We start from the raw sequence: 25,213 nt of genomic DNA on the forward strand, positions 1-25,213 counted from the left end.
CGAACTCACTCAAGGCGATGGCCGCGCTACGGTGCCGCCGCGTCGATCGCCTTGATGATCCGCTTGTCGGACACGGGGTACGCCGTGCCCAGGGCGTGGGCGAAATAGCTCACCCGGAGCTCCTCGATCATCCAGCGGATGTCCAGGACCTGCTGGGGCACCGGCCGCCCCTTGGGCAGCTGTTCGAGCAGCCAGGCGTACTCGTCCTGCATCTCGTGCACCTTCGCCATACGCGTCGTGTCGCGCTGGACGGCCGTCGGCATCTGCTGCAGCCGTCGGTCCACCGCGACCAGGTAACGCATCAGGTCGGGGAGCCGGCGCAGCCCCGTCCGCGTGACGAAGCCCGCGGGCACGAGCTCCGCCAGCTGCGCGCGCACGTCCTGGACGTTGGTGACCAGGGCCAGGCTGTTCGTGCCCTTCAGGCGGCGCTCACAGGCCTGCCAGGCGGCCAGGACCTGCCCGACCGTGTCCACGGTCCGCACGGTGACGTCGACGAGGTCCGCGCGGACCTCGTCGTACAGCTTCCGGAACGACGACTCGTCCCATGCGGGACCACCGTGGTCGGCGATCAACCGGTCCGCGGCCGCCGTCGCGCAGTCGTCGAAGAGGGCCTGAACGGAGCCGTGGGGATTGCGGGACAGGGCGAGCTTCTGCTGGTTGGTCAGCCGCTCGGAAGCGAACTTCGCGGGGTTGACCGGGATGTTCAGCAGGATCAGCCGTCGGGTGCCCCGCCGCATCGCCGCGGCCTGTTCGGCCTCGGTGTCGAAGAGGCGCACGGCGACGGACTCGCCCTGGTCGACCAGGGCCGGGTACGCCTTGACCGGCTGGCCCGCGCGCCGGGTCTCGAAGACCTTCGCCAGCGACCCGATCGTCCAGTCCGTCAGGCCCGTGCGCTCGATCGCCTCGCCGCCCGAGCGCTCGGCGGTCACTGCGGCGGCCTTGGACAGGGCCTGGCGGGCCTTCGGTCGCAGCCTCAGGCGCAGGGCCTCCAGGTCCTTGTCCTCCGCCAGCTTGCGCCGGCGCTCGTCGACGATGCGGAACGTGATCTTGAGGTGGTCAGGGACCCTGGCGAGGTCGAAGTCGTCGGCTGTGACCGGTACACCGACCATCCGCTGCAGCTCGCGCGCGAGGGTGACCGGCAAGGGCTCCTGCAGGGGGACGGCCCGCTCCAGGAAGGCCTTCGCGAAGTTCGGCGCGGGTACGTAGTGACGTCGGATCGCCTTCGGCAAGGAGCGGATCAGCTCGATGACGACCTCTTCGCGCAGGCCGGGGATCTGCCAGTCGAAGCCCTCGTCGGTGACCTGGTTCAGCACGTGCAGCGGGACGTGGACGGTCACGCCGTCGGCGTCCGCGCCGGGCTCGAACTGGTAGGTGACCCGGAACTTCAGCGGGCCCTGTCGCCATGAGTCCGGGTAGTCGTCCTTGGTGACCTCCCCGGCCTTCTCGTTGATGAGCATCTCGCGTTCGAAGTCGAGGAGTTCGGCCGCCTCCCCTCCTTCGCGGAGCTTCTTCTTCCACCAGGAGTCGAAGTGTGCGCCCGACACGATGTGCTCGGGGACCCGCTGGTCGTAGAAGTCGAACAGGGTCTCGTCGTCCACGAGGATGTCCCGGCGCCGTGCCCGGTGTTCCAATTCCTCGACCTCGGTGAGGAGCTTGCGGTTGGCGGCGAAGAACTTGTGGTGCGTCCGCCAGTCGCCCTCGACCAGCGCGTGGCGGATGAAGAGCTCGCGACTCGCTTCCGGGTCGATCCGCCCGTAGTTCACCTTCCGGTCGGCGATGATCGGCACGCCGTACAGCGTGACCTTCTCGTACGCCATCACCGCCGCCTGGTCCTTCTCCCAGTGCGGCTCGCTGTACGTGCGCTTGACCAGGTGCTGGGCCAGCGGCTCGATCCACTCGGGCTCGATCTTCGCGTTGACCCGTGCCCACAGCCGCGACGTCTCGACCAGCTCGGCGGACATCACGAAGCGTGGCGGCTTCTTGAAGAGGGCGGAGCCGGGGAAGACGGCGAACTTGGCGTTGCGCGCGCCCACGTACTCGTTCTTGGCCGTGCTCCTCCCGTCCTCACGCCCGGTGTCCTTGACGTCCTTCATCCCCACGTGGGAGAGGAGCCCGGCGAGCAGCGAGACGTGCACCTGCTGGTCGGAGGCGTCGTTCTCGCCGAGGTGGATCCCCATCTGCTTGGCGACCGTGCGCAGCTGCGAGTAGATGTCCTGCCATTCGCGGATGCGCAGGAAGTTCAGGTACTCCTGCCGGCACATCCGGCGGAAGCTGGAGGAGCCGCGCTCCCTCTGCTGCTCCCGGACGTAGCGCCAGAGGTTCAGGAAGGCGAGGAAGTCGCTCGTCTCGTCCTTGAAGCGGGCGTGCTGTTGGTCCGCCTGTGCCTGTTTCTCGGCCGGGCGCTCGCGCGGGTCCTGGATCGACAGCGCGGCCGCGATCACCATGACCTCACGGACGCAGCCGTTCTTGTCGGCCTCCATCACCATGCGGGCGAGCCTCGGGTCGACGGGCAACTGCGCCAGCTTGCGGCCCATCTGCGTGAGCCTCTTCTTGGGATCCTTCTGCGCCGGGTCGAGCGCGCCCAGCTCCTGGAGCAACTGCACGCCGTCGCGGATGTTGCGGTGGTCCGGCGGGTCGATGAAGGGGAACTTCTCGATGTCGCCGAGGCCGGCCGCGGTCATCTGCAGGATGACGGACGCCAGGTTCGTGCGGAGGATCTCCGCGTCCGTGAACTCGGGCCGGGAGAGGAAGTCGTCCTCGCTGTACAGCCGGATGCAGATGCCGTCGGAGGTCCGGCCGCAACGACCCTTGCGCTGGTTGGCGCTGGCCTGGCTGATCGCCTCGATGGGCAGCCGCTGCACCTTGGTGCGGTGGCTGTAGCGGGAGATGCGGGCGGTTCCCGGATCGATGACGTACTTGATGCCCGGGACGGTGAGCGACGTCTCGGCGACGTTCGTCGCGAGGACGATCCTGCGGCCGGTGTGCGGCTGGAAGACGCGGTGCTGCTCGGCGTGCGAGAGCCGCGCGTAGAGGGGGAGGACCTCGGTGTTCCGGAGGTTCTTCTTGTTCAGCGCGTCCGCGGTGTCGCGGATCTCGCGCTCCCCGGAGAGGAAGACCAGGACGTCGCCCGGTCCTTCCTTCTGGAGCTCGTCGACCGCTTCGCAGACAGCGGTGATCTGGTCGCGGTCGGACTCGTCGGAGTTCTCTTCGAGCAGGGGGCGGTAGCGGACCTCGACCGGGTACGTACGGCCGGAGACCTCCACGATGGGGGCGTCGCCGAAGTGTCGCGAGAAGCGCTCGGGGTCGATGGTCGCGGAGGTGATCACGACCTTGAGGTCGGGACGTTTCGGCAGCAACTGCGCCAGGTACCCGAGCAGGAAGTCGATGTTGAGGCTGCGCTCGTGGGCCTCGTCGATGATGATCGTGTCGTACGTCCGCAGCTCGCGGTCCGTCTGGATCTCCGCGAGGAGGATGCCGTCCGTCATCAGCTTGACGAAGGTGTCCTGGCCGACCTGGTCGGTGAACCGGACCTTCCAGCCGACGGCTTCGCCCAGTGGGGTGCCGAGTTCCTCCGCGACGCGCTCGGCGACCGTGCGGGCGGCGATCCGGCGGGGCTGGGTGTGGCCGATCATGCCGCGCACACCGCGTCCCAGTTCCAGACAGATCTTCGGGATCTGGGTGGTCTTGCCGGAACCGGTCTCACCCGCGACGATCACGACCTGGTGGTCCCGTATCGCCTCCAGGATCTCGTCCCTCTTCTGGCTGACCGGGAGTTGCTCGGGGTACGTGACCCCGGGCACCCGTGCCGCGCGCTCCGCGGTGCGGGCGGCGGCCTTCACGGCCTCGGCCGCGATCTCGTCCAGCACGGCCTGCCGGGCCTCGGGCTTGCGGATGCGGCGGGTGCCCTCGAGCCGCCGTCCGAGCCGGTGCGCATCGCGCAGCGAGATCTCGGCCAGCTGGGTCTGGAGATCGGCGAAGGAAGTAGACATACGGGATCCAGGATCGCACCCGCGCGAGCGGAGTGGCGAACCCATTTCCGACTGGTGCGTCCGTGCGGGCACCGGGACGGGCAGACGAATCACGACGAGCGGGAGGCCGGCCGGTGGCACCGCGGCGCCTGACCGGCCGGCCGGTGACGGTCGGTGGCACCGCGTCTCCCGGGACGGTCCCGTCGGGCGGCCCCCCCGTCCTCGCAACAGCGGGAGTCACGGCTGTCGGAGGCGGCGTCGGCTCGCCCGGCATGAGCGGACCGGCCACGGGGGCGGCTGCACCGAACGGGACCGGGTACGCCGTCGCCCGGGCGCAGCCGGGTCCCGCCCGCGCCGTCGGCGCGGTGCCCCGCGGACCGTACGGACCGCTCGCCGGGTGGGCCCAGGCCCGTCCCCGTACGATGGCGACCAGATCGAACCAGACGTACCGGATAACGCAGACGTACAGGAGACCGCGCCCATGTCCCGCTTCCGCAGCCGGTGGAGCCGCGTGACCGCGGCCACCGGCGTGCTGGCGGCGGTGCTCGTCGCGGTGCTGCTCTGCACGGGGCGCACGGTCGGCACGGACAGTGCCGCGGCCACCGACACGGGCACGAGGCTCACCGCAGCAGTGGCACCGGCCCACGACGCGCAGGTCCACCAGGGAACCCCGGGCTGCCGGGGCTCCCAGGACGACGGCGGACTCGGCCCTGCCACGCCACCGCGCGGCCCCTCGGCGCACGAACTGCTGCCGTCCCTCCAGGGGGCGCACGTCGTGACCGGTTGTGGGGCCGTCGACGGCGGCGCGGAGACCGTCCTGGAGCGCGGTCCGCCGCCGGTGGCGGCCCCCAGTCCCGTCAGCCTCTCCGTCCTGCGCGTATAGGCGCGGCACGCCCGTGCCCACGCCCATCCCTTCGCGTCCAGGAGAGACCCCACAACCATGCCCGATTCCCGTTCCCGCACCTCGCTGAAGCCGTTCGCGCTCGGTGCCGCCGTGGCAGCCGCCGCGGTCGCCCTCGGCGTCGCCTCGTACATGGCCACCGCACCCGACTCGTCCCCGTCGGGCGAGGTCACCGACGCCTCCACGGAGCAGGGTTCCGGGGCCTTCTCGGAGCTGGAGAAGCTCGCACGGCGGGCCCCCGGCGACCCCCTCGCCCTGGGGCGCGCGGACGCCCCCGTGGTGCTGGTCGAGTACGCCGACTTCAAGTGCGGCTACTGCGGGAAGTTCGCCCGCGACACCCAGCCCGCGCTGGTGAAGAAGTACGTCGACAACGGCACGCTGCGCATCGAATGGCGCAACTTCCCCATCTTCGGCGAGGAGTCGGAGTCCGCGGCACGCGCCTCCTGGGCCGCCGGCCAGCAGGGCCGCTTCTGGCAGTTCCACGACACGGCGTACGCCGCCGACGCCAAGGAGAAGGGCTTCGGCGAGGCGCGGCTGCAGGAGATCGCGCGGCAGGCCGGTGTGAAGGACCTGTCCCTTTTCGCGCGCGACGCGAACAGTGAGGCGGCCCGGCAGGCGGTGGCCAGGGACCAGGAGGAAGGCTACTCCCTCGGCGCGACGTCCACACCGTCGTTCCTGGTGAACGGCCGTCCGATCGCGGGGGCCCAGTCGGTGCAGACGTTCGTGGACGCCATCGAGGCGGCCCGCAGGGCGGCGGACCCGGGCCAGGCGGCCGGCCCCGGGGTGCCGTCCGGCGCGGCGGACCCCTCCGCCTCCCGGGGGCCTTCGGTACCGGCCGGAGCTCCGGAGAGGCCGACCGGCGCGGCGGAGGGCTCCTCCCGGTGACCGGCATCGGGTACCTCGCCGCCTTCCTCGGCGGCCTGCTCGCCTTGCTCAGCCCGTGCAGCGCCCTGCTGCTGCCGGCGTTCTTCGCCTACTCGATCGACACCACGACCAGGCTCCTCGCCCGCACCGGCATCTTCTACGCGGGGTTGGCGACCACGCTGGTGCCGCTCGGAGCCGCCGGTTCCCTCGCCGGGCGGCTCTTCTACGGTCACCGCGACCTGCTGGTCACCGCGGGCGGCTGGCTGATCATCACGCTCGGGATCGTCCAGATCCTGGGGCGGGGTTTCGCGTTCCGGCGGCTCTCCGACGTCAGCGGGCGCATCCGTCCGACGACGGCGGTGTCCGTCTACGCCCTGGGCATGGTCTACGGACTGGCCGGCTTCTGCGCGGGGCCGATCCTCGGGAGCGTCCTCACGGTGGCCGCGGTGAGCGGCAGTCCCGTCTACGGAGGGTTGCTCCTCGCCGTCTACGCGCTCGGCATGGCCCTGCCGCTGTTCGCGCTCGCGCTGCTCTGGGAGCGGTGGGAGCTGGGCGGCCGGACGTGGTTGCGAGGCCGCACGGTCCGTATCGCGGGCCGCTTCGAACTGCACACCACGTCCACCCTGTCCGGGCTCTTCTTCATCGCACTGGGCGTCCTCTTCCTCACGTTCGACGGCACCACGGCCCTGCCGGGACTCCTCCCGGTCGATGCGTCCTTCGCCGTGGAGGAATGGGTCGCCGGGGCCGGACGTGCGGTCCCGGACTGGGTGCTGCTTGCCCTGGTCGTGCTGGTCGCGGCCATCGTCCCGGCGGCGCGCGCCCGGCGCCGCCGGAGCCGGGCGGGACGCAGCCGGGTGTGAACGCGTGGGAGGAGCCCCGCTCCTGCGGAGCTCCTCCCACGGATCCCGCCCCCCCCCGGGGCCTACACGACGGAGTGCGAGATGACGCCGACGTACCGCCCGCTGAGTGCGTCCGCCGGAATCTTGACCACCAGGGTCGGTGACCACCGGGCCGTGGTGTTCCCCTGCCCTCCGGTGAGCTTGAAGGCGGTGCGGGTGGTGGCCAGGTTCACCTGCTGCGCTCGGGTGAGCTGGCCCGGCGTGAAGGTCCCGACCCCGGTGGTCGCGGTGGCGGGGCCTGACCAGTAGGAGGCGGCGTTCCTGTTGATCCGCCGTGAGCTGTTCTGCGGATCCGTGAAGTGGTTGGTGGTGACGCTCGCGGTCCAGACGGCGGGGGCCAGCCCCCGTCCGTCGGTGACCTGGACCGCGGTGAAGCGCACCTGGAGCGTGGCCCCGGGGGTGGCGACCCCGACGTCCGCCGCCGCCGGGGCGGTGATGGACAGGGTTCCCGCGGCGAGCGGGACCGTAGCCGGGGCGATGGCGGCGGACTCGGCAGCGGGCACCTGGGCGGCGAGCGCCAAGGTGAGGCCGAGCAGGATCGGAGAGCACGGGGGCATCGGCGGTCTCAGGATTCGGGGATCGGGGTCCCCGGCGACCGGGCGCCGGGGCGGGACGGTCCGCACCGTCGCGGGACGCGCGCCGTGCGAACCCGCGCAGCACCCTACCGAGGGAGGAGTGAAGGAACTCCGGCGACACTCGACCGCTGTCGGCCGAACCGTTTCACCGGTCGAGGGGTCGTCGCGGGACGGTGGAACGCGGCCGGGCCGGGGCGGAGACCCGGAGTCCGGACCCCAGCAGAGGAGAGGGGCCGTTCCGTGGTGCGAAGCCCCCCGGTGGACCGCGCCCCGCCGGACGCGCGGCGCAGGGCGCTCCGGTCGCCAGCGGCACCCTCACCTGGGACCCGTTGGCGTACGGATGGGCGCAAGCAACACGAGAACACCCCCTCGGGAAAATCCCGGAGGGGGTGTCCGCCCTGGTGGGCTGCGGTGGCTGGGGCCGGGGTCGAACCGGCGACCTTCCGCTTTTCAGGCGGACGCTCGTACCAACTGAGCTACCCAGCCACGCGATCCACGGGGGATCGCAGCGGTCCTGACGGGATTTGAACCCGCGGCCTCCACCTTGACAGGGTGGCGAGCACTCCAAACTGCTCCACAGGACCAAAGGTGATGCATTGTGCGAGAGCAAGTCTCGCACACGGTTGTGCGTGCCCCCAACGGGATTCGAACCCGTGCTACCGCCTTGAAAGGGCGGCGTCCTGGGCCACTAGACGATGAGGGCTAAAGGCCCGCCGTGGGCGCTTCGCAGCGCGTCGGGGACGTGAGAAGCATATGGGATGCCGGGAGCTATCGCCAAAACGCTTTCCCGGAGACGGCCGAGCGCGACCGCTGAGGGCGGCTCCAGCCCGGGTGTCGGCCGCCTCCCGCCCGGCCAGCGGTGCTGCCGGGGACGGAGCCGGACACGGCCGGGATCACCCGGAAGGACCGGTCGAGGGAGACCGTGCCGGCGACGCGGGGCCGCCCGACGGCGGGGCCGTGGCCAGGTGGCGGCTGACCTCCGCCGTGGTGAGCCCCAGGCCGCCGAGGGTGATCTCGTCCCACGCCTGGAGCTTCCGCGTGTTCCGGTCCAGGTAGAAGACGGACGCACGGACCTTCTCCGGTTCCTGGTTCTGGACGGCGCGCAGCCCGCCGCCCCCCGTGGAGCCCTCGATCTTGAGGCGGGTGCCGCGCGGGAGGACCTCGGTCTCTCGGTGGTGCACGTGCCCCGCCAGGGCGAGCGGGACCTCGCCGTCGGTCTCGCGCGCGGCGACGGGGTTGTGGGCGACCGCGATGTCGACGGGAGTTCCCGCGCGGCGCTGGTCCCGCAGGCTGGAGGCCAGGCGGATGCCCGTCATGCGCTCCGCCGGGTCGCCCTGGGCCACCACGGAACGGTCGGGGGTGAACTGCGGGTCGCCGGCTCCCGCTATCCGCAGGCCCGAGACGGTGACCGCCCGGCCCTCGTCGAGGACGTGCACGTTCTTGAGCTTCTGCAGGTAGTGCTGGGTGACGAGCGAATCGTGGTTGCCGCGGACCCACACGTAGGGCGCGCCGAGGTCCGGGATCGGGTCCAGGAAGGAGTTCTCGGCGGCGGTGCCGTGGTCCATCGTGTCGCCCGAGTCGATGATGACGTCGATGTCGTACTGCTCGACCAGCGAGCCGATGATGTGCCACGCCGCCGGGTTGAGGTGGATGTCGGAGACGTGCAGCACCCGCATGGTGCCCGGGTCCGGCTGGTAGACGGGCAGCGTGGAGGTCGCCTCGTACAGTTTGGTCACGTTGGTGACCAGCCGGGCCAACTCCTTCTGGTACACGTCGAATTCGGTGACGATGGAGCGGGCGTTGCCGACGACGGAGGGGGCGCTGCTCAGCAGCCCGGAGAACTTGGGTTCCAATACCGACCGGGGGTTCCAGGTGGCGTAGGCGCTGGCGCCGGACGCCGCGAGGAGCGCCAGTGCGAGACCGCCGGCGGCGAGGGCCTTGCGCGGGCGACGGTAGACCGCGAGGCCGAGGGCGCAGGCGCCGAGGACCACGGCCACGCAGGAGCGCACGGCGAGTTCGCGGGTGCCGTCCGCCACGTCCTGGCTGATCTCCTGCTGGAGGCCGGAGAGGCGCTCCGGGTGCTCGACGAGCGCCTGGGACCGCACCGGGTCGAGCAGGTCCACGTCGACGTCGAGGCGGATGGGCGCGTGGTGGGAGTCCAGTTCCAGGGCACCGAGCGGAGAGACGTTGATCTTCGTGCCGCCGCTGAGGGAAGGGCGCAGCGTCATGCTCGTGTCCATCGGTCCGACGGGGGTGTGGACGGACCCCACGATCAGCAGGCCGAGCCACGCCCCTGTCAGGACGACGGCGATCAGCCCGACGGCTCTGGCGAACGGGTGGGGGCCGTGGACGAAGGGGCCGGTGGGTGCGGAGCGGTGGAGCCGAAAGCGGCGCCCGAGAGCGGTACGGGCGGCGCTGATCCGTTCACGAGGGCGGGCCATTGGTCCCGTATGCCCATGTGCGGCGGTGGCCATGCCGGGGTTTCCGCGTTTCCGCGCATGTGTGGGCGTGTGCTTGCGCGCGCCTGCGGGGCCGTGGAGCGCGGGACCTGATCGAACAGGACCGCGAGCTTTGCTTCGGCGCCCGTACGGGACGGAGAAGGCAGATTCGGCCCCTTCCGCGGCCGGTTCGGGCGGTCAGCCCCAGCCGAGCTCGTGGAGCCGCTCGTCGTCGATGCCGAAGTGGTGCGCGATCTCGTGGACGACGGTCACGGCCACCTCGCGCACCACGTCGTCCTGGGTCTCGCAGTAGCGCAGCGTCGGGCCCATGTAGAGGGAGATGCGGTCGGGGAGCACGCCGGCGTACCACTCCCCGCGTTCGGTGAGCGGAGTCCCCTCGTACAGTCCCAGCAGCTCCGGGTCGGACGGGTCGGGTTCGTCCTCCACGAAGACGGCCACGTTGTCCATGACCCGGGTCAGCTCCGGGGGGATCGTGTCCAGGGCCTGGCTCACCAGTTCTTCGAATGCTTCCCGCGACATCTCCAGCACAGGGACCATTGTCAGGGACGAAGGCGGTTCCGGGAGGGCAATGGCCCCGGTCGTCCGCCACGGGGCGCCCGTGCGACGCCCTGGAGAGCGGCGCGGTCCGCCCCGGGCCCACCGGTACGTACCGGCCGCGCCCGGAGCACGTCCCGTACGTCGTCCCTGCCCGGTCGGGCCGGCACGAGGGAGGGCCCGACTCGTCCGTGCCCGTGAGGACCTCGGCCATGCGGCGCCCGGGTCGTCCGGCCCCACCCGGTCGTCCGCGGACGGGGTGAAACGTGGACGTGGACGTGGGCAGGGGGCAGCGGGCCCGCGGTCGCGCGCAGCACGGAGACCGCGCGCGAGAATGGCTCCCGTGGTGACATGCGAACTTCCCCCGGCCCCGCGGATCGGCCCCCGTCCTCCGGCGGCAGGCACGTCTTGCGGGTGTAGCGCGACCCGGATCGCCCGCCCCCTGCAGATCGACGGCGAACGGCCGTCCGCCCGGGGGCGGGGATGAGCTCCCGCCCTGGCCAGCGCCCCGACCCCCGCCCGCCGCACCACGCCCACGCGCGCCACCATCCCGATTCGTACGCGGACGAGGCCATCGACCCGGATGTCGACCTCCACCTCTCCGCGCAGCGCGCCGAGACGGCGGGCACCGGGAAGTGGAAGATCCTGGCCGCCATTTCGGCGGGCGCGGTGCTGGGCGCCTCCGCCCGCTACGGGGTGTCGTTGGTCTGGCCCTCCCACTGGGGGACGTTCTGGGTCAACGTGGTCGGCTGCGCGCTCATCGGCGTGCTGATGGTGCTGGTGAGCGAGCGTCGGGTGGTGACGCATCCACTGGTCAGGCCGTTCGCCGGAGTGGGTGTGCTGGGCGGCTTCACCACCTTTTCGACGTACGCCCTGGACGTCGCGGAGTTGCTGGAGCGCCAGCGGGTCGCGGAGGCGGCCGGATACGCCGCCGCGACCGTGTGCGCGGCGATGGGCGCGGTGTGGCTGGGGGCAACGGTGACGCGTAGGGCGGTGGGACGGTGAACTGGCCGGCGGTGGTCCTCGGCGCCGCGGTGGGTGCTCCGCTGCGGTACCTGACGGACCGTGCGGTGCAGCTGCGGCACGACTCGGTGTTCCCCTGGGGCACGTTCGTGGTGAACGCGGCCGGCTGCTTCGTCCTGGGGGTGCTGGCCGGGGCGGCGGTCCCGTCCCACTCGGCGGTGTTCGCGCTGGTCGGCACCGGGCTGTGCGGGGCGCTGACGACCTACTCGACCTTCAGCTACGAGACGCTCCGGCTCGCCGAGCGCGGCTGGACGTTCCTGGCGGCCATGAACGTTGCGGCATCGATGCTGGTGGGCCTGGGGGCGGTGCTGGTCGGGGCGGACCTCGCGGGCGGACTGGGGCGTTAGCGCCCCCCGTTCGGGCGTGTCCCGCGCGAGCCCGAGGGAGTTGGGCAGGGAAACCCGCGTCCCGTGGCCCCGGAGGTCCCCCCTGTGCGCCAGTTGTCAGCCCCCGGCCGTTGTGCCCTATGGATCGCCACCGCCCTGGTGGCCGCGGCCTCTTCGGGCTGTATGAGCGTGAGCGACGAAGGCGACGAGCCGGCTCCCGCGAAGCCGACGCACCCCAAGGGAGCCGCACCCGAACCGGACGGCGGGGAGCCGGGCGGCGGTGTGCACATGCGTTCGGGGCGGAGCGCGTCGGAACGGTCCGAAGCCACCAAGGAAGTCGGGAAGGACGACGGCAGGTACGGGACACCGGTGGACCGCCCGGGTGCCTCCTCGGCGCCGCCCGTACGTCCCTCCCCGGGTGTCGAGCCGCAGCCCGGCAGGCCCCGGGCTACCGCACCCGCCCCGGGTACCCGGACGCCTCCCGTGGATCCCCCGACGTCCTCGGAGCCCCCGCCGGTGGAGCCCACCCCGACGCCTCCGGACCCGGAGCCCACGCCGCCGGAACCGACCGACCTGCCGACGTTGTCACCGGAGCCCGAGACCCAGCTGGGCGCGCTGCGGAAGGAGGACGACGAGGCGTTCACGTGGGCCGGGTCGCCGCCGTCGCCACGGTGGCGCCCGGCGTGACCCGGGCGCGGCGGTGCGGCCGCCGGTACCGGTGCGGCCGGGTCCCGGCGGGCGGTCCGCGTGCTGCCGCGCGGGTGTTTCACCCCGATGGACCGCGGGGTGTGACGAGCGCCGCACGGCAGCAGTTTGCATCAGGAGGGGGGAGGTGCGTATGGTGGTAGATCGTTTGATCCCATTTGCCCGGCGCCACCACAGAAGCGCGCCGCGTGTGGCGCGTACTCTCCCTTGCCGTGGCTGACCGCATCGAGGCGGTCGAATTGCGAACACGGAGTTTGGGCGCGTGCCAAGACTCCGGAAGGTTTTGCGTTTCGCATGTCCATTGCCAGTTCTGACCGTGCCGTCCTGCCCGAAAACGACGAGAACGCACAGCTCGTCGATGAGCCCACGACGACCGACGGCGCGACCGCCGAGGCTCCCGAGGTGACGTTCGCGGACCTCGGCCTCCCCGAGGGCGTCGTCCGCAAGCTCGCCCAGAACGGTGTCACCGTCCCGTTCCCGATCCAGGCGGCGACCATCCCCGACGCCCTGGCCGGCAAGGACATCCTGGGCCGCGGCCGCACCGGCTCCGGAAAGACCCTCTCCTTCGGCCTCCCGCTGCTCTCGACGCTGGCCGGCGGCCACACCGACAAGAAGAAGCCCCGCGGCGTCATCCTCACCCCGACCCGCGAGCTCGCCATGCAGGTCGCCGACGCGCTGCAGCCGTACGGCGACGTCCTCGGCCTGAAGATGAAGGTCGTCTGCGGCGGTACGTCCATGGGCAACCAGATCTACGCCCTGGAGCGCGGCGTCGACATCCTCGTCGCCACCCCGGGCCGGCTGCGCGACATCATCAACCGGGGCGCCTGTTCCCTGGAGCAGGTCCAGGTCGCCGTCCTCGACGAGGCCGACCAGATGGCCGACCTCGGCTTCCTGCCCGAGGTCACCGAGCTGCTCGACCAGGTTCCCGTCGGCGGCCAGCGCATGCTGTTCTCCGCCACCCTGGAGGACGAGATCGGCACCCTGGTCGACCGCTACCTCGTCGAGCCCGTCAGCCACGAGGTCGACGCCGCCCAGGGCGCGGTCACGACCATGTCGCACCACGTCCTCGTCGTGAAGCCGAAGGACAAGGCGCCCGTCACCGCGGCCATCGCCGCCCGCAAGGGCCGCACCATCATCTTCGTCCGGACCCAGCTGGGTGCGGACCGCGTCGCGGAGCAGCTGCGCGACGCCGGTGTGAAGGCCGACGCCCTGCACGGCGGTATGACGCAGGGCGCGCGGACCCGCACCCTGGCCGACTTCAAGGACGGTTACGTCAACGTCCTCGTCGCGACCGACGTCGCGGCCCGCGGCATCCACGTCGACGGCATCGACCTCGTCCTGAACGTCGACCCTGCCGGCGACCACAAGGACTACCTGCACCGGTCCGGCCGCACCGCCCGGGCGGGCCGGTCCGGCACCGTCGTCTCGCTGGCGCTCCCGCACCAGCGCCGCCAGATCTTCCGCCTGATGGAGGACGCGGGCGTCGACGCCTCGCGCCACATCGTCGGAGGCGCAGGGGCCTTCGACCCGGAGGTTGCCGAAATCACCGGCGCCCGTTCGCTGACCGAGGTGCAGGCGGAGTCCGCCAGCAACTCCGCCAAGCAGGCCGAGCGCGAAGCCGCCCAGCTCGCCAAGGAGCTGGAGCGGGTACAGCGCCGCGCCGCCGAGTTGCGCGAGGAGGCCGACAGGCTGGTGGCCCGCGCCGCGCGCGAGCGGGGCGAGGACCCGGAGGCCGCGGTCGCCGAGGTGACGGAGGCGGCCCAGGCCGAGGTCGTCGCCGAGGTCTCGGTACCGGAGCAGCGCCCCGAGGCCCGTTCCGACCGTGACTCCCGTGACGAGCGCTCCTCGTACGAGCGTCGTGAGCGCCGCGACGAGCGCGGCAACTTCGAGCGCCGCGACCGTCGGGACGGCGAGCGTGGTTTCGAGCGTCGTGACGACCGTGGTGGCCGTGGTTTCGAGCGTCGTGACCACCGTGGCGGCAGTGACCGTCCGTTCAACCGCGACCGCCGTGACGAGCAGCGCCCCTCGGGCGGCTACCGCTCCGGCAGCCACGACCGCCCGTACGGCCGTCGTGACGACCACCGTGGTTCGGGCTCCGGCTCGTTCGGCGGCGGCCGTCGCGAGGACAAGCCCCGCTGGAAGCGCAACGGCTGACGTGCGGCCGCACACGCGGCTCCGCGCATGACTACGCCGAAGGCCCGGGCCGCACCCCTTGGTGCGGCCCGGGCCTTCGGCGTTGGGGCGCCCGCCGTCGCCCGGCGGTGCCCAGACGAACGGCTGCCCTGAGCGCTGCCGGCGACTGCTTCAGGCTCGACCCACGTGCAGCGGGAGCGCGGGAGGCGGCCCACTGCACGTGGCAGCACGGGAGGGCGCTGAGGACGGCCGGCCGCGCCGTGGCAGCGGCAGGTTCGCCGACGTCCGCGCGGATGGCCCGGCGGCCATGGAGACGCCGGCAAACACTTCGCCGGTGAACGGGCTCCGTGCCGTCGACAGTTCGGCGGTCACGTCGCCCGTACCCAACGCCCAGCAGCGCCACGGCGTCACGCCGGTGACCGTGCTGCGTTCGCCGGTCGGAGCCGTCGAGGAACGCGCGGACAGGACGGTGCCGACCCGTCGCCCGGCACGTCGACGGCGAGGTGCTGCGCAACCTCGGGTGCGGCAACGGCCCTTGGTAGCGACTGAGCGATCGGTGCGGACCGGCAACGGCACGAGACCCGCCTCTGCGTCACCACGTCCCGTCCAGGCCCCATCCCGGTGGCACGTCCGTACGCCCGGGCGGTGGGGCCCAGCGGGAGGCGCTCCGTGGGCCTCCTGCGGGTGGAGCCGCCGTGCCCCTCCCGCGAGTGGATCCGGCCGGGGCACAACTGCGCAACCCTCCGCGGGACACCGACCGCACACGGCCCGCACCACCCGACGCCACCTGCGGCGAGGCCCGGTGTCCGATACCCGATCGGATGCCGGGCCTCGTGCCGCTATGCTCAGTGGTGACTCGTCGAGGGCCGTTAGCTCAATTGGCAGAGCAGCGGACTTTTAATCCGTTGGTTGTGGGTTCGAGTCCCACACGGCCTACTCGTTCAGCACCCGGTCAGGGACTATCCCGGCCGGGTGCTGATCTCGTTGGAGAGGCGTATCGGGGGTACGTGCTGGCCGGCTGCTGGCCCGGCGGGTAAACGATCAAGACATGCGGAAGCCTCGACCAGCCGCGTCAGGACGGGGTGCGGCTGGTCGGGGCGGTATGCGATCACTACTGCGGTACGACGAACGCACGCCGCGGGCGGGGCTCCGGGTTCCGCGAGCTCGGTACCTGCGCGCGCTTCCACGCGGCGACCAGCTCGGCGTGCCGGGGATCGATCCATTCGGACATGGCGTCCTCCTTTCCGTGCCGCAGCCTAGGGTCCGTCAGCCCTCGGGCTTCGGGATGGTCACGATCGGTCCGGACTCGTCGGAGTGCTGGCACTCGGCGGCCACGGAGACGAGGGTGTCGGTCGGCCCGTGCCACAGGTCATGGTCCACGGTGTACCCGGCGGCCTCGATGTGCGCGATGGTCCGGTCGATGACGGCCTGGTCGTGGCGGCTGGGGTCGGGGCGCTCGGGCAGGTGGTGCACGAAGTTCCCGAAGGTCCGGCAGAGGTTGTAGTAGAGACCGGTGCGGAGGATGAGCGCGTTCCGTCCCTCGTCGACGACGCGGGACGGAACGAGCGCCCGGCCCCGGCTGCTCGCCGCGGTGCCGACGAACGCGAGGGCGTCGACGAGGATGCGGCCGGCGAGGTCGGAGTCCATGCCGGGGTTGTTGCCGAGGATGGTGGCGCGGACGTCGTTGGACTGCACGTCGGTGAGTAAGGTGCGCGCGGTCTGGGCCATGGGAGTCCTCTCGTGGTGGTGGAGGGTGGTGCCCAGCTCGCTGCTAGAGCCGCCGCAGTGGCAGCGGGCTGGGGTTCTGGGGTGGCTGGCAGGCGTCGGGATGGGCGTGGACGATGAGACGCAGGTGCGCGGCCGACATACGTGGCAGCCAGGTGACGATCCCGTCATCGGTGCGCAGTCCGCAGGCGGCGCAGGTGCCGGATGCGCGCTCCGCCTGCTCGTCCCAAATCGGGCTCATCGCGTGTTTGCTTGCCGGCAGCATCGACAGGAGCACGGCGGGAATGCGGACGTCACTATCGGTGCGTCGGTGCGTCGGTGCGTCGGTGCGTCGGTGGGCGGGAGCGTGCGCTGCTTGACCGGCGTCCGCGTTCCTGTGGCGGGGTTGACCCGGTACACGCGCACGGTCAGGCCGTCACGTGATGAGCCGTCACTGGTGGTCGTCACGCGATCAAGATGGCGCGTGTACTCAGAGTTGCGCGAAGTCCGTCACCGGCCTGCCCATAGAGTCGCTCGGCTTCGTCGCCGCGGCCGTGGGGCGGGTCATCGACGACGGGCACGGTGGGCACGACGTCGAGCCAGCGGCAGGCGGCATCGCGCCCGTGACCGCCACGCCGCAGGCCGACCCGCAGAGTGCCCACCGGAACTACTCCGGGGTGTGGCTGTCCCGCTACGAGTACTTCTCAAGCGGCCGCGACTCGTCGTATACCGGACAGCACTACGTGGTCGTTCTGCAGCACGGCGGCCGACTCACGGCCCGCAGTCTGCCCGGTTCGTCCGACAGCCCGCTCACCATGGACCTTGAGGTCGACGGCCACGTCGCCACCGGCACGTGGACGGAGCAGACCGCAACCGAGGGCTACTACCGCGGAGCCCGCTACCACGGCGCAATCCAGCTGCTCGTCGAGCCGACCGGTCGACGCATGACCGGTAAGTGGGTGGGATTCGGTAAGGAGTTCGACGTCAACACCGGACCGTGGGAGCTCGTCTTCCAGGACGCCTCGACGAACAAGGCGACTCTGGAGGCGTACAGCCGGCGGCCAGCCTGACCCCGGACGCATGAATGCGCCCTCTGCCCGGCTCGTAGACCAGACAGGGGGCGCGTCGTGTCGGCGGAGGAAGAGGGCGGCTAGCCAGGCGGCCTTCGAGGCGGTCGGCGAGGATGTCGCACGTGTGCCACAGATGCTCGTCCGACGCTGACCATGTTTGCCGTTGCGCGTTCCTCGGCGGCGGCGCGAAAGGGTTGGCCACTGCCACTCTGGCATGTCTGTCAGAGGTTATCGGCTACGTAGCGCGATCAAGCCCGGCCAGGCCGCCCGGCGAGCGGGGTGCCGTTCGACCAACGGCTGATGCCCTTCGCTCTGCCTGCCAGAGGACGGGCAGGGGCCCGGCGGGCCGCCGCGTGCGTCGAAACCTGCGACGTAGCCGGGAGCGCTCACAGGCATACCACCCGAGCAAAGTCAGCGTACGGGGTGCGGGGACGTCCGTCAGTGTCGGGAACGGCCAATGCTGCCCTCGCGGCGGATCGGGGACCTGTTCGACGGGCACTGTCGGCTGGTGACCGGCCGGGGTGCGGTGCCGAAGATGTTGGTTGGACAACGAGGCCGGCATCGGCTGCGGCCGTCCGACCTCGGAGTTCGCCGCGCCCGCGGGCAAGCTCGCTGATTGCCGCGTGCTCCGTAGGCGAAAGAGCTGGTCGAGCAGGCGATCTGCTATCTGGAGACCTCGTTTCTGCCCGGCCGTCACTTCTCGGGACCGGACGGCTTCAATCCCCTGCTTGCGGTCGCCAACAGCAGGATGTCCACCGGCAGCGGCCCATCCTGCCATCCGTGCTCGCGGTGATACTGGCACACCCACGTGCGCAGCGTCCCCGGATTCACAGCGATTTCCCGTGCGACATGAGCGATCGGCTAGCTGGACTTCAATGCCACAGCACCGAAGCCGCCTCTGGCGGCTCATCCCAACCGAATTGCAAGACCCATCAGCTCGCCCGCCTCCCCCGGCATGTCCCCAAGACGACCAGGGCCGGGACCGTGCCAGCAGCGCTCCACCAAAGGACGCCGGAAGCGAGCGACAGACGCTCCACATCTCGCGTAAAAGCAAATCCCAACACGACCAGGATGAAAGGAAACAACACAACGGCCAGCCCGAATGCCGCACTGCGACGCGCCAACCGCACCGCTGACGCCTTACCCGCCGCCATGCGGACTCCCGCGACGATCAGCGCACTTCCCACGAAGAACAGCGCAAGAGTGAACGCACTGCTGGAAACCGCATCGACAATCACGCCGAGCGCTATCAAGAGAAACCAGAGACCAGCGAGCAACGGCACCACGAACACTGCAAAAGCTCCCCCATGCGATGAGACCGGTATAGCGAACGTTATACCGGTCCCGCGCCGGTCGGGTCAGTTGGCAGTGGCCGGCACGGTCGGTTCGACCTCTATGTGCTCAACCGCAAGGGCGTTGCGCGAGGGTGAGCCGGCCGGTGGTCAGGACCGCGTGGTTGGCGAAGAGCATGCCCAGCTCGAAGCGGCGGGTCAGGTCCGCGTTCACTCCGTGTCGGGCAGGTCCCCGTAGGAGGGTGCCATCATGCGGCCTCGAACCCCGCGGCCTTGATGCGCCCGACGACATCGACCATCAAGCCCTTGGTGCGGACCTTCGAGTTGGGCTGGTGGTGGAGGTAGTAGCCGAACTTCTCGTGGCACCGCTGGGAGTGCTCGGGGCTGTGGAGCATGAAGGTGTGCCAGCCCGGGTCCACGGTCTCCGAAGAGGCCAAGGTGTGGCCGGACTTGGTGGTGCCCATCACGTAAAGCAGGGCGAGGGCTTGGTCCTGGACCTGCTCGGCGACGACTCGTTCCAGTCCGTACTCCTTGGCGCAGAAGTCGACGAGCCGGTCGAACAGCTCGGGCTCGACGAGGTCGTGGCCCTGGCGGAGTTTCACCGGTGCTGTGGTCATGCCCCACTCTGTGGGTGTGTGCTTGGTGCGGGGCCTGCCCCCGTGCCGTCGTGCAGATGCCGGACCCTTCGGGGTCCGCTCCGCCTCGACCGCATCCGGCCAGGAGCCCGGTCGAGGCGGGAGTCTTGGGGACCCGACCGCTGCTCATGCCGAAGAGGCGTCAGCGGGCGTGCGGATCACGAGTCCCGGTCGGTCAGAGGACGGGAATACCGGGACTCGTGGCAGCGGGCGCCCTGTGTTGCTCGCCGTCGGACGCCCGACTTCCCGAGCGACTCGCAGTTGCGATTTATGCTTCATGATTTCTCGTCCGGGAAGGCGACAGATGAAGAATTTTTTCACCTGCACCAGGCTTTGGTCAGCCTTGGAATGTAGGACTGCATGAATCCATCTATGGCCGCCCTGCGCTTGGTTACATCCTCGAATTTCTGCGCCCCATCCTTGATTTCGATCTTCAACCTCAGGCGCGTGTACGGAAAATTCGGCATCTCTTCCTGAGGTTGACCGGGTTTCGGCCGGCATTTCATCGATGCCGCGGCGCCGTTATTCCCTACTCCAGCACTGGTGACGACTCCACCAAGTGAGACTCTCTTGAAATTCTCAAACTCTTTTTCCCAGTATTTTGCGGAGTCGTCGACACCGTTATCTCGCAAAATTGATACGCCTAGCTCTCTCTTCTTGTCGACGACTACCCAGCAGGTACTGTGGTCGAAATTACTGGTCCCAACCTCCGTTGTCTTTCCTTCTTTCCCGGGTGGGAGGATCTGCTTCAGGGCAGTCATATCGACCTCGATGCCGCAGACTTGCGGGGGCATGGCGTAGTCGTACCCGGGCTTTTCGTTCGAACATCCGGAAGCAAGGAGAACGGTGGCTCCAAGCATGCCGCAAAAGTGGCTACGTTTCATGATCCCTTACCTGCCAGGCCGCGCGCGGTACTATGTCCGTCATTCACGGTGCCATCTATTTTGGAGATCGTGGTGTCTCGCGAATCACCGTCGATCTCGTTCGGATTCGCTCGCCTCCATATATCAGCAAGAGTCTCTACCCGCTTTTCCTTGTCGATGGAGGACTCGGTATTTTCCATCGCCAGTCCATCGTTGATCTTTTTGGTCTCTTCGTCGAGCCAGTTGGATGTCAGGACATCGACACCCCGCTGCGCGGCATCGCCCGCGTACGGAATGAAGTTCACCACACCACCCCAGGTGTGGTAGTCCATCTTTGCGTTCCAGGCAGCTTTGCTCTTCGCGTCGTCGGCATCCACGGCCAACCCTTGATAACGGGCCTCTTCCAGGAAGCCGACGGTATGGCCCGCTTTTCTCCACGTCTCCTCGTGACCACCCACCCCCGTGTTGATGTCGTGCACGATTTCCCGGTTAATGGAGTCTTGAAGTGTGAAGTAGGCGAACCGGTCGCGTGAGATTTGTTTTGATATTTCGAGAACCTCGCGGCGATCCAGTGGGCTACTCGAATCGCTCTGGGCGCTCGTCGTAGCGTGTACATCGTCGCCGTAGTTGCCCATAACCACAGCCATAGGCGTGCGCAGGCTCGGCGGGAAGTCGTTGCCCTCCGCGGAGAGGTGCTTCAGGGCGTTCTCGAACACGCGGTTGTTCGCGTCGGTGTGTTGGGCGTAGCCGCCGCCCGAGTTGTTCGGGTCGATGCCTGTCGTCCCCGCCACCAGTGCCGCGCCGAAACCGGCTCTGCTTTGTGCGTCCTCGATGTCGGAGCTGCGAAGGGGGTCGCCGAGGCAGCTTTCGTCTTTCGGATCAAGATCCGGTCACCGTCAGGTGAAACCCGCAGGGTCAATCTCCCCGACTCGAAACGCCGGGGCCGGCCATCAACTGAGACTGCGACGAACCCCGGGGCGCTTGAGAGTGACCACTACTGCCTGCATCGCTCCTCAAGGTCGCCGGGATATGGTCTCGCAGGGATGACAGCAGACCGAGTAGGCGTTCCCACCGCAGAGGCCAGTTGGCGTGCTCAGGATCGCGATTCCAAGATCCCGCCCTCGAAGAACTCGGTAACCACCTGATGCTTGCGACTTGCGTCGCTCTTACAGTCGCGCACGAGACCTTCCGGTAGCTTGACGTTTCCCTTTTCAGCCCAGATGTTAAGCATGGTCACGCTCTGATTGCGGAGTGTCAGCAGGGCCCTGTTGCCAGCCTCAAGGGATTTTGCCCAGGTTCCAGTGATATGGGAGGCGGGATCCGTCGTGTATGCCGGCGTTGCCGTCATGCTCGATGATATCGACTTGGCTACACGTGACACCCAAGCTGTCGATTTCTCGTCAGTCAGATTGGCTGTGACGTTCGAGGCGATGGCGTCCAGCGACCCGAATGCGAGTGCGTTGCCGCATGCGCGAATATTCACGATCGCTTCATCAGCGCCTTGTGGGGTCTCGGCGAGTACTCGGGCTGACCGGCGACTCTCCGCCATCCTGATAGTCGCGTACGCGGTTGGGTTCTCGGATACAGCACGCATCACCCGGAGTAGCGACTCAGGAGGCACTACCATGTGCACGCCAAAGCTGTCTTCCCATGGCTCGTTCCCTGAAAGCTCGTGATTGAGATATTCGGCGTCCAGGTCCTTGAGTATCTCGTGAGTGTCGTTCGCATAGTCTGCGAGCATTTCAGCCAGTGGTACTTGCAGGGACGGCTCGATCGATCTTGATTCGCTGCCCTCCAGACGCTCGTCGAGAACAAGAAGGATGTCTCGCATTACTCGTGCCTGCTTTAGGGAATGCTTGTCCGGATCCTTTCCTGTAGTGGCATCCTTGAGGTCGGAGCCGAGTTTCGCGCAGCCATGCCTATCGTTCGTATCCCCCAAGGAATTCTGGATACGTTTGTCCTCGAAAAGACTGACGCATGTGATCCCCTGCTCCTTGCCAGCAGAACGAGTCCACCACCACGTGGCGACGCAGCCGACGAGCAACATCGCGGTGCTGGTGGCGATCAGGAGTGCGCGTCTGCGGGGTATGGACCTGCGATTCGATGCTGCGGACAAGAGATTTCCTCTATTGCTATGGGTCAGGATCTAGTTGGTCGAATCCGTCAGGTAGCCACGAGCGTTCGTCAGCCCGTCCGTATGCCCTGCCAGTATCTCCTTGGTGAGCCCTTGCACCCGATCCTTCCCTTCTGTGGTGTCGGTGTCGTACCGCTCACTGCCCCAGGTGTCCACCAGGTGGCGCATCTGGGTATTTGTCGAGAGGAAGCGGTCGTTGATCCCTTCATTCGCCTTGGCGTCGGCGTCGGCCTTGAGCTCGTTCCCCCACATCCACGCCAAGGTATCGACTCCCCGCTGCAGCCCGTCGCCGACGGCAATGGAACCACCGCCAGTTGGGATACTCATAGGCGTCACGGCCCCGCCGATGATGTGGTAGGCGACTTTGGCTTTCCAGTCGGCGTCAGAATAGCCGCTAATCCGCTCATCATTGAGAACATCTTCACGAATGGCAGTGAAAGTGCCCAATGTCGCGCCTGCCTTGGCTAGGGGGTTGCTTTCAGAGTATCCTGATGCCCCCTTAGGGATTTTGTCGAGCTCGGCCTCGATGAGCCGGTTCTCCGCCTTCGTCAGCGTGCCGTAGGCTTCTGGGTCCTCGGACAAGCCACGCATAACCTGAACGAGGACGTCCGGCGAGGTCGACAGATGTGCCCGGTCGACGTGCGTCTTGTCTGTGAAGTATCCGTCTTTCATGCCCTCGGCGTATGCATTGTCCAATCCGCCGAGGATCTCGTTGGTATCTGGAGCGTACTCAGCAAGGGCCTGCGAAACAGGGAGCCGCAGATTTTCGTGAACCTCGGTTGTGGACCCCTGGCTCAGCTGCTCGAGGGTCGCGTTCATTACGCGTGCCTGCTCCGGTGAATGCGTATAGCTGGGTACGGGATCCTGTCCCGGGCTCAGTGGAACGTGCCCGGTAGACGCTGCCTCGAGTGCGGCTCCGAGCCCGACCCGGCTGAGCGGATCGTCGAGTTCCGTGACGTTATACCCGGTGGTCACCTGCCTCGGCCACTCACGGACGTCGTTCCCGCTCCCAGCGAGATAATGCAGGTGGTTGTTGTCGACGCGGTCGCCTTGCTTGCCGTTTCCAGCGGGGTCGAAAAAGGCCGTGGCCGCATCGGGGTTCTTACTCATCACGCCAAGGAGACTGTCAATGGCGTCGGCCTTGATGCCGTCGTGCCCGCCACCCCAGGTGGTGAAGATTCCCTTGTGGTCCTTTTCCGCCTTTATGAGGTCGTCGCCGAGTTCGTACAGGAACTGGTCATCGAATTTGGCGTTTCCATGTTCCATCATGCTGACGAACGACTGGTACCCGTACAGCGGATTCGTCTTCGACCCGTAGTTCTTGGTGCCGAACCTGTCGAGCTCGTCGGTCCACTTCTTATAGAATGCGCCGTCGTTGCTGTTCACCCATTCCTTGAAGGCTTTCGAGCCCGGTGGCATCATGGCAACGCGACCCGGGACGCGGGTTGCCGTCGCGACGGTGTTGGCCAAACCTTTCTGCAGGTCCGTGTACTCGCCCCGGCGCTTCTTGTCGGATTCATATGCGCCGTCGTTGAGCTTGTTGGTCAACTGGATGACCCCGTCGGCGCCGAGGCCGTTGAGCAGGGTCTGGCTGAACTCCCTGTTGCCGGAGTTATCGCGGAACGATCGTTGAAGTTCGCTCATGTCCGCGGCGGAGACCTTTTCGCCGCTATTGATCCTGGTGGCGATGTCCTTTGCGTGTTCCGCCTCGTATTCCTCGACGTCATTCTTCGCGTCGGAGTTGAAGCCGTTGTACGTACCGTCCTGCAGGTTACTGTCGATGACAACTGCTTCCAGGGCGATCCGGACGCCGTCGTCGGCATCGGAAACCGCCTTGACCGCTGCCGTAATGGCCTGGTTCCACTCACCTGCCGCGGTGCGGACGGATTCCTGGTAACTGGGGTCGTGGACATAGGCGGTGTGTTCACTGTCGCTGAGTCGCGAGGTGTCAAAGGAGACGTAGCCCTGCTCGGAGACCGTCATCCCGTCTTTGACGGCATCGTCGCGGACTCTCTTCAGCTTGCTCCGCAGTTCGACGAACTGGGCGTGTGCGTCGCGCAGTAGCGCGGCAATTGCCTTCGCTTCCTTCTGTGCGGCTTTGTACTCGTTGAGCGTCACGGTGAACCGGTCGTTCGCGGCGTTCGCACTCAAGCCCTGCCAACTCTGCCCCATGGATATGCCATGGACATCCTGTTTGTACTGCTCTTCGAGCTTTTTGAATTCACCTGCCATGTCGTCCCATTTGCCAGCAGCGGTGGCGAGCTTGGACAGCTCCGTGTTCATCACTTCGTGGTATGTCGGCACATTTCCCTCTGGAGCAGATTCGCGGGCGGGTCGGAACTCGTCGAGCTCAGAGTTTGTCCAGCGAGGACGATTTGCGGATCTGAGCAGCGATGCCGACGTCGTTGCTCTGGAGGAGGATCGAAGTGTTGCGCAAGGCGTGCTTCTCCGAGCTCAGCCTGCCCATAAGCGCCTTGACCTGCTTCTCCCACGCTTCGTGCGCCTTCTTCAGCGCGGCTGAGGTGTCCCAGCCGTCCCCGTCCTTGGCGCTGAACTCCTTGACCGCAGCACCCGAGCTCTCCTCAGCCGTGTTACCAGCCTTCTTGGTATCGGGCTCTAGGTCTTTTTCGATCGCGTTGGCCGCCGCCTTCTTCTGCGCGGGTGTCGAGGCCAGGTCGGGGGCTCCTCCGCCTCCGCTCGCAGGGGCGAGCTGGTTCAGTCGCATCTGTGCACCTGAGTTGGCTTTGATCTGGTTCCATTCGTCCCACACCATGTTCTCCGCCCCCGTCGATGAAGTGCTTCACGCTGCTAAATGGTGAGTGTAGTCAGCGGATGGAAGCCGCCACAGGCGACGATGACTTGGATAGTCCCATGACTCACGAAGTCTTCAACAAGCCCGAGTTGGGCGGAAGGAGACAGGTGCGGGTGGGACCTCGACGCCGAATCCTGTGCGCAGGTCATGCGGCTGGCGCCACGTAGTGGGTGTTGTTTCGGACCTCGTTTCGTAGGGCATCGGGCTGCGATGTCCGGAGCGCGACGCAGTGGGTTGCGGGGTCCCGTCGACGCGCAGCGGCGTGTTGGGCAGGCCTGCCCTCGTCGGCGTCCAGGGGGCCCTGTGACTACGCTTC

General features: G+C 68.3%; 20 protein-coding genes and 4 tRNA genes. 8 read left to right on the forward strand and 16 right to left on the reverse strand.

From position 1 onward, the window contains the following. Positions 1 to 26: 26 nt before the first annotated feature. The gene (gene hrpA / locus ACFXOM_RS27080; protein WP_384942904.1) at positions 27 to 3,989 is read right to left on the reverse strand and encodes an ATP-dependent RNA helicase HrpA; all 3,963 of its coding nucleotides are present in this window, start codon (positions 3,987 to 3,989) and stop codon (positions 27 to 29) included. Positions 3,990 to 4,449: 460 nt separating this feature from the next. Between hrpA and ACFXOM_RS27085 the strand changes: the two genes are divergently transcribed. Genes ACFXOM_RS27085 through ACFXOM_RS27095 form a run of 3 tightly spaced genes read left to right on the forward strand, consistent with a single transcriptional unit; the run spans position 4,450 to position 6,593 of the window. Beyond that, entirely contained in the window at positions 4,450 to 4,851 is a 402-nt protein-coding gene (locus ACFXOM_RS27085) for a hypothetical protein (RefSeq protein WP_384942902.1), read from the forward strand. Positions 4,852 to 4,908: 57 nt separating this feature from the next. Then, positions 4,909 to 5,754 (forward strand): DsbA family protein, encoded by an 846-nt coding sequence (locus ACFXOM_RS27090; protein WP_385039646.1) that lies wholly within the window; start codon positions 4,909 to 4,911, stop codon positions 5,752 to 5,754. Next, positions 5,751 to 6,593, forward strand: a complete 843-nt coding sequence (locus ACFXOM_RS27095; RefSeq protein WP_385039648.1) for a cytochrome c biogenesis CcdA family protein — start codon at positions 5,751 to 5,753, stop codon at positions 6,591 to 6,593. Before ACFXOM_RS27090 ends, ACFXOM_RS27095 begins: the two co-directional genes overlap by 4 nt. Positions 6,594 to 6,655: 62 nt before the next feature. On the opposite strand, the gene ACFXOM_RS27100 is transcribed toward ACFXOM_RS27095, so the two are convergent. From ACFXOM_RS27100 to ACFXOM_RS27125, 6 genes are all read right to left on the reverse strand, one after another. Further along, positions 6,656 to 7,189, reverse strand: coding sequence for a hypothetical protein (locus ACFXOM_RS27100; protein WP_384943183.1), 534 nt, complete (start codon positions 7,187 to 7,189; stop codon positions 6,656 to 6,658). A 430-nt stretch (positions 7,190 to 7,619) separates the two neighbouring features. Beyond that, positions 7,620 to 7,693, reverse strand: a tRNA-Phe gene (locus ACFXOM_RS27105). 23 nt (positions 7,694 to 7,716) lie between these two features. Continuing rightward, positions 7,717 to 7,791: transfer RNA gene (locus tag ACFXOM_RS27110), tRNA-Asp, on the reverse strand. Between the two features lie 46 nt (positions 7,792 to 7,837). Beyond that, positions 7,838 to 7,910 (reverse strand) — tRNA-Glu (locus tag ACFXOM_RS27115). A gap of 190 nt (positions 7,911 to 8,100) precedes the next feature. Further along, the gene (locus tag ACFXOM_RS27120; protein WP_384945665.1) at positions 8,101 to 9,648 is read right to left on the reverse strand and encodes a metallophosphoesterase; all 1,548 of its coding nucleotides are present in this window, start codon (positions 9,646 to 9,648) and stop codon (positions 8,101 to 8,103) included. 195 nt (positions 9,649 to 9,843) lie between these two features. Then, a complete protein-coding gene (locus tag ACFXOM_RS27125; RefSeq protein ID WP_384943186.1) occupies positions 9,844 to 10,194 on the reverse strand; it encodes a metallopeptidase family protein in 351 nt (116 codons plus the stop codon). 489 nt (positions 10,195 to 10,683) lie between these two features. On the opposite strand from ACFXOM_RS27125, the gene ACFXOM_RS27130 reads away from it, so the two are divergent. From ACFXOM_RS27130 to ACFXOM_RS27145, 4 genes are all read left to right on the forward strand, one after another. Further along, positions 10,684 to 11,205 carry a fluoride efflux transporter FluC gene (locus ACFXOM_RS27130; RefSeq protein WP_385039651.1) on the forward strand — a complete coding sequence of 174 codons (522 nt, stop codon included), beginning with the start codon at positions 10,684 to 10,686 and terminating at the stop codon, positions 11,203 to 11,205. After that, complete coding sequence (crcB, locus tag ACFXOM_RS27135) at positions 11,202 to 11,570, forward strand: fluoride efflux transporter CrcB (protein WP_384943190.1); 369 nt, start codon at positions 11,202 to 11,204, stop codon at positions 11,568 to 11,570. The genes ACFXOM_RS27130 and crcB overlap by 4 nt, the downstream gene beginning before the upstream one ends. Before the next feature lie 978 nt (positions 11,571 to 12,548). Continuing rightward, the gene (locus ACFXOM_RS27140) at positions 12,549 to 14,408 is read left to right on the forward strand and encodes a DEAD/DEAH box helicase (RefSeq protein WP_385039653.1); all 1,860 of its coding nucleotides are present in this window, start codon (positions 12,549 to 12,551) and stop codon (positions 14,406 to 14,408) included. A gap of 842 nt (positions 14,409 to 15,250) precedes the next feature. After that, positions 15,251 to 15,323 (forward strand) — tRNA-Lys (locus ACFXOM_RS27145). A gap of 330 nt (positions 15,324 to 15,653) precedes the next feature. Here the strand turns inward: ACFXOM_RS27145 and ACFXOM_RS27150 are convergent. After that, on the reverse strand, positions 15,654 to 16,115 hold the full coding sequence (locus tag ACFXOM_RS27150; RefSeq protein ID WP_385039655.1) for a hypothetical protein: 462 nt from the start codon (positions 16,113 to 16,115) through the stop codon (positions 15,654 to 15,656). 43 nt (positions 16,116 to 16,158) lie between these two features. Beyond that, the gene (locus tag ACFXOM_RS27155) at positions 16,159 to 16,353 is read right to left on the reverse strand and encodes a hypothetical protein (RefSeq protein ID WP_385039658.1); all 195 of its coding nucleotides are present in this window, start codon (positions 16,351 to 16,353) and stop codon (positions 16,159 to 16,161) included. Positions 16,354 to 16,534: 181 nt separating this feature from the next. Between ACFXOM_RS27155 and ACFXOM_RS27160 the strand changes: the two genes are divergently transcribed. After that, positions 16,535 to 17,161: an XRE family transcriptional regulator gene (locus ACFXOM_RS27160; RefSeq protein WP_385039661.1), complete on the forward strand. Its 627-nt coding sequence runs from the start codon at positions 16,535 to 16,537 to the stop codon at positions 17,159 to 17,161. A 932-nt stretch (positions 17,162 to 18,093) separates the two neighbouring features. On the opposite strand, the gene ACFXOM_RS27165 is transcribed toward ACFXOM_RS27160, so the two are convergent. The 7 genes from ACFXOM_RS27165 to ACFXOM_RS27195 form a co-directional block, all read right to left on the reverse strand. Beyond that, the gene (locus ACFXOM_RS27165; RefSeq protein WP_385039663.1) at positions 18,094 to 18,453 is read right to left on the reverse strand and encodes a hypothetical protein; all 360 of its coding nucleotides are present in this window, start codon (positions 18,451 to 18,453) and stop codon (positions 18,094 to 18,096) included. Between the two features lie 248 nt (positions 18,454 to 18,701). Beyond that, positions 18,702 to 19,070, reverse strand: a complete 369-nt coding sequence (locus tag ACFXOM_RS27170; protein ID WP_385039665.1) for a hypothetical protein — start codon at positions 19,068 to 19,070, stop codon at positions 18,702 to 18,704. 335 nt (positions 19,071 to 19,405) lie between these two features. Continuing rightward, on the reverse strand, positions 19,406 to 19,948 hold the full coding sequence (locus ACFXOM_RS27175) for a hypothetical protein (RefSeq protein ID WP_385039668.1): 543 nt from the start codon (positions 19,946 to 19,948) through the stop codon (positions 19,406 to 19,408). Positions 19,949 to 19,968: 20 nt separating this feature from the next. Next, entirely contained in the window at positions 19,969 to 20,742 is a 774-nt protein-coding gene (locus ACFXOM_RS27180) for a hypothetical protein (protein WP_385039671.1), read from the reverse strand. A 302-nt stretch (positions 20,743 to 21,044) separates the two neighbouring features. Continuing rightward, a complete protein-coding gene (locus tag ACFXOM_RS27185; protein ID WP_385039674.1) occupies positions 21,045 to 22,067 on the reverse strand; it encodes a hypothetical protein in 1,023 nt (340 codons plus the stop codon). Between the two features lie 30 nt (positions 22,068 to 22,097). Further along, a complete protein-coding gene (locus ACFXOM_RS27190) occupies positions 22,098 to 24,368 on the reverse strand; it encodes a hypothetical protein (protein WP_385039677.1) in 2,271 nt (756 codons plus the stop codon). A 67-nt stretch (positions 24,369 to 24,435) separates the two neighbouring features. Continuing rightward, a complete protein-coding gene (locus ACFXOM_RS27195) occupies positions 24,436 to 24,858 on the reverse strand; it encodes a hypothetical protein (RefSeq protein ID WP_385039680.1) in 423 nt (140 codons plus the stop codon). Positions 24,859 to 25,213: the final 355 nt, after the last annotated feature.

Origin of the sequence: Streptomyces sp. NPDC059169 (genome assembly GCF_042755225.1) — a bacterium.
In the GTDB taxonomy this organism is placed as follows: Bacteria; Actinomycetota; Actinomycetes; order Streptomycetales; family Streptomycetaceae; genus Streptomyces.

Coding starts and splice junctions, on each gene's coding strand:
- hrpA (WP_384942904.1), bottom strand. CDS start 3,989: ATGTCTACTTCCTTCGCCGATCTCCAGACCCAGCTGGCCGAGATCTCG.
- ACFXOM_RS27085 (WP_384942902.1), top strand. CDS start 4,450: ATGTCCCGCTTCCGCAGCCGGTGGAGCCGCGTGACCGCGGCCACCGGC.
- ACFXOM_RS27090 (WP_385039646.1), top strand. CDS start 4,909: ATGCCCGATTCCCGTTCCCGCACCTCGCTGAAGCCGTTCGCGCTCGGT.
- ACFXOM_RS27100 (WP_384943183.1), bottom strand. CDS start 7,189: ATGCCCCCGTGCTCTCCGATCCTGCTCGGCCTCACCTTGGCGCTCGCC.
- ACFXOM_RS27120 (WP_384945665.1), bottom strand. CDS start 9,648: ATGGCCCGCCCTCGTGAACGGATCAGCGCCGCCCGTACCGCTCTCGGG.
- ACFXOM_RS27130 (WP_385039651.1), top strand. CDS start 10,684: ATGAGCTCCCGCCCTGGCCAGCGCCCCGACCCCCGCCCGCCGCACCAC.
- ACFXOM_RS27140 (WP_385039653.1), top strand. CDS start 12,549: ATGTCCATTGCCAGTTCTGACCGTGCCGTCCTGCCCGAAAACGACGAG.
- ACFXOM_RS27150 (WP_385039655.1), bottom strand. CDS start 16,115: ATGGCCCAGACCGCGCGCACCTTACTCACCGACGTGCAGTCCAACGAC.
- ACFXOM_RS27155 (WP_385039658.1), bottom strand. CDS start 16,353: ATGAGCCCGATTTGGGACGAGCAGGCGGAGCGCGCATCCGGCACCTGC.
- ACFXOM_RS27160 (WP_385039661.1), top strand. CDS start 16,535: ATGAGCCGTCACTGGTGGTCGTCACGCGATCAAGATGGCGCGTGTACT.
- ACFXOM_RS27170 (WP_385039665.1), bottom strand. CDS start 19,070: ATGACCACAGCACCGGTGAAACTCCGCCAGGGCCACGACCTCGTCGAG.
- ACFXOM_RS27175 (WP_385039668.1), bottom strand. CDS start 19,948: ATGCTTGGAGCCACCGTTCTCCTTGCTTCCGGATGTTCGAACGAAAAG.
- ACFXOM_RS27190 (WP_385039677.1), bottom strand. CDS start 24,368: ATGAACACGGAGCTGTCCAAGCTCGCCACCGCTGCTGGCAAATGGGAC.
- ACFXOM_RS27195 (WP_385039680.1), bottom strand. CDS start 24,858: ATGGTGTGGGACGAATGGAACCAGATCAAAGCCAACTCAGGTGCACAG.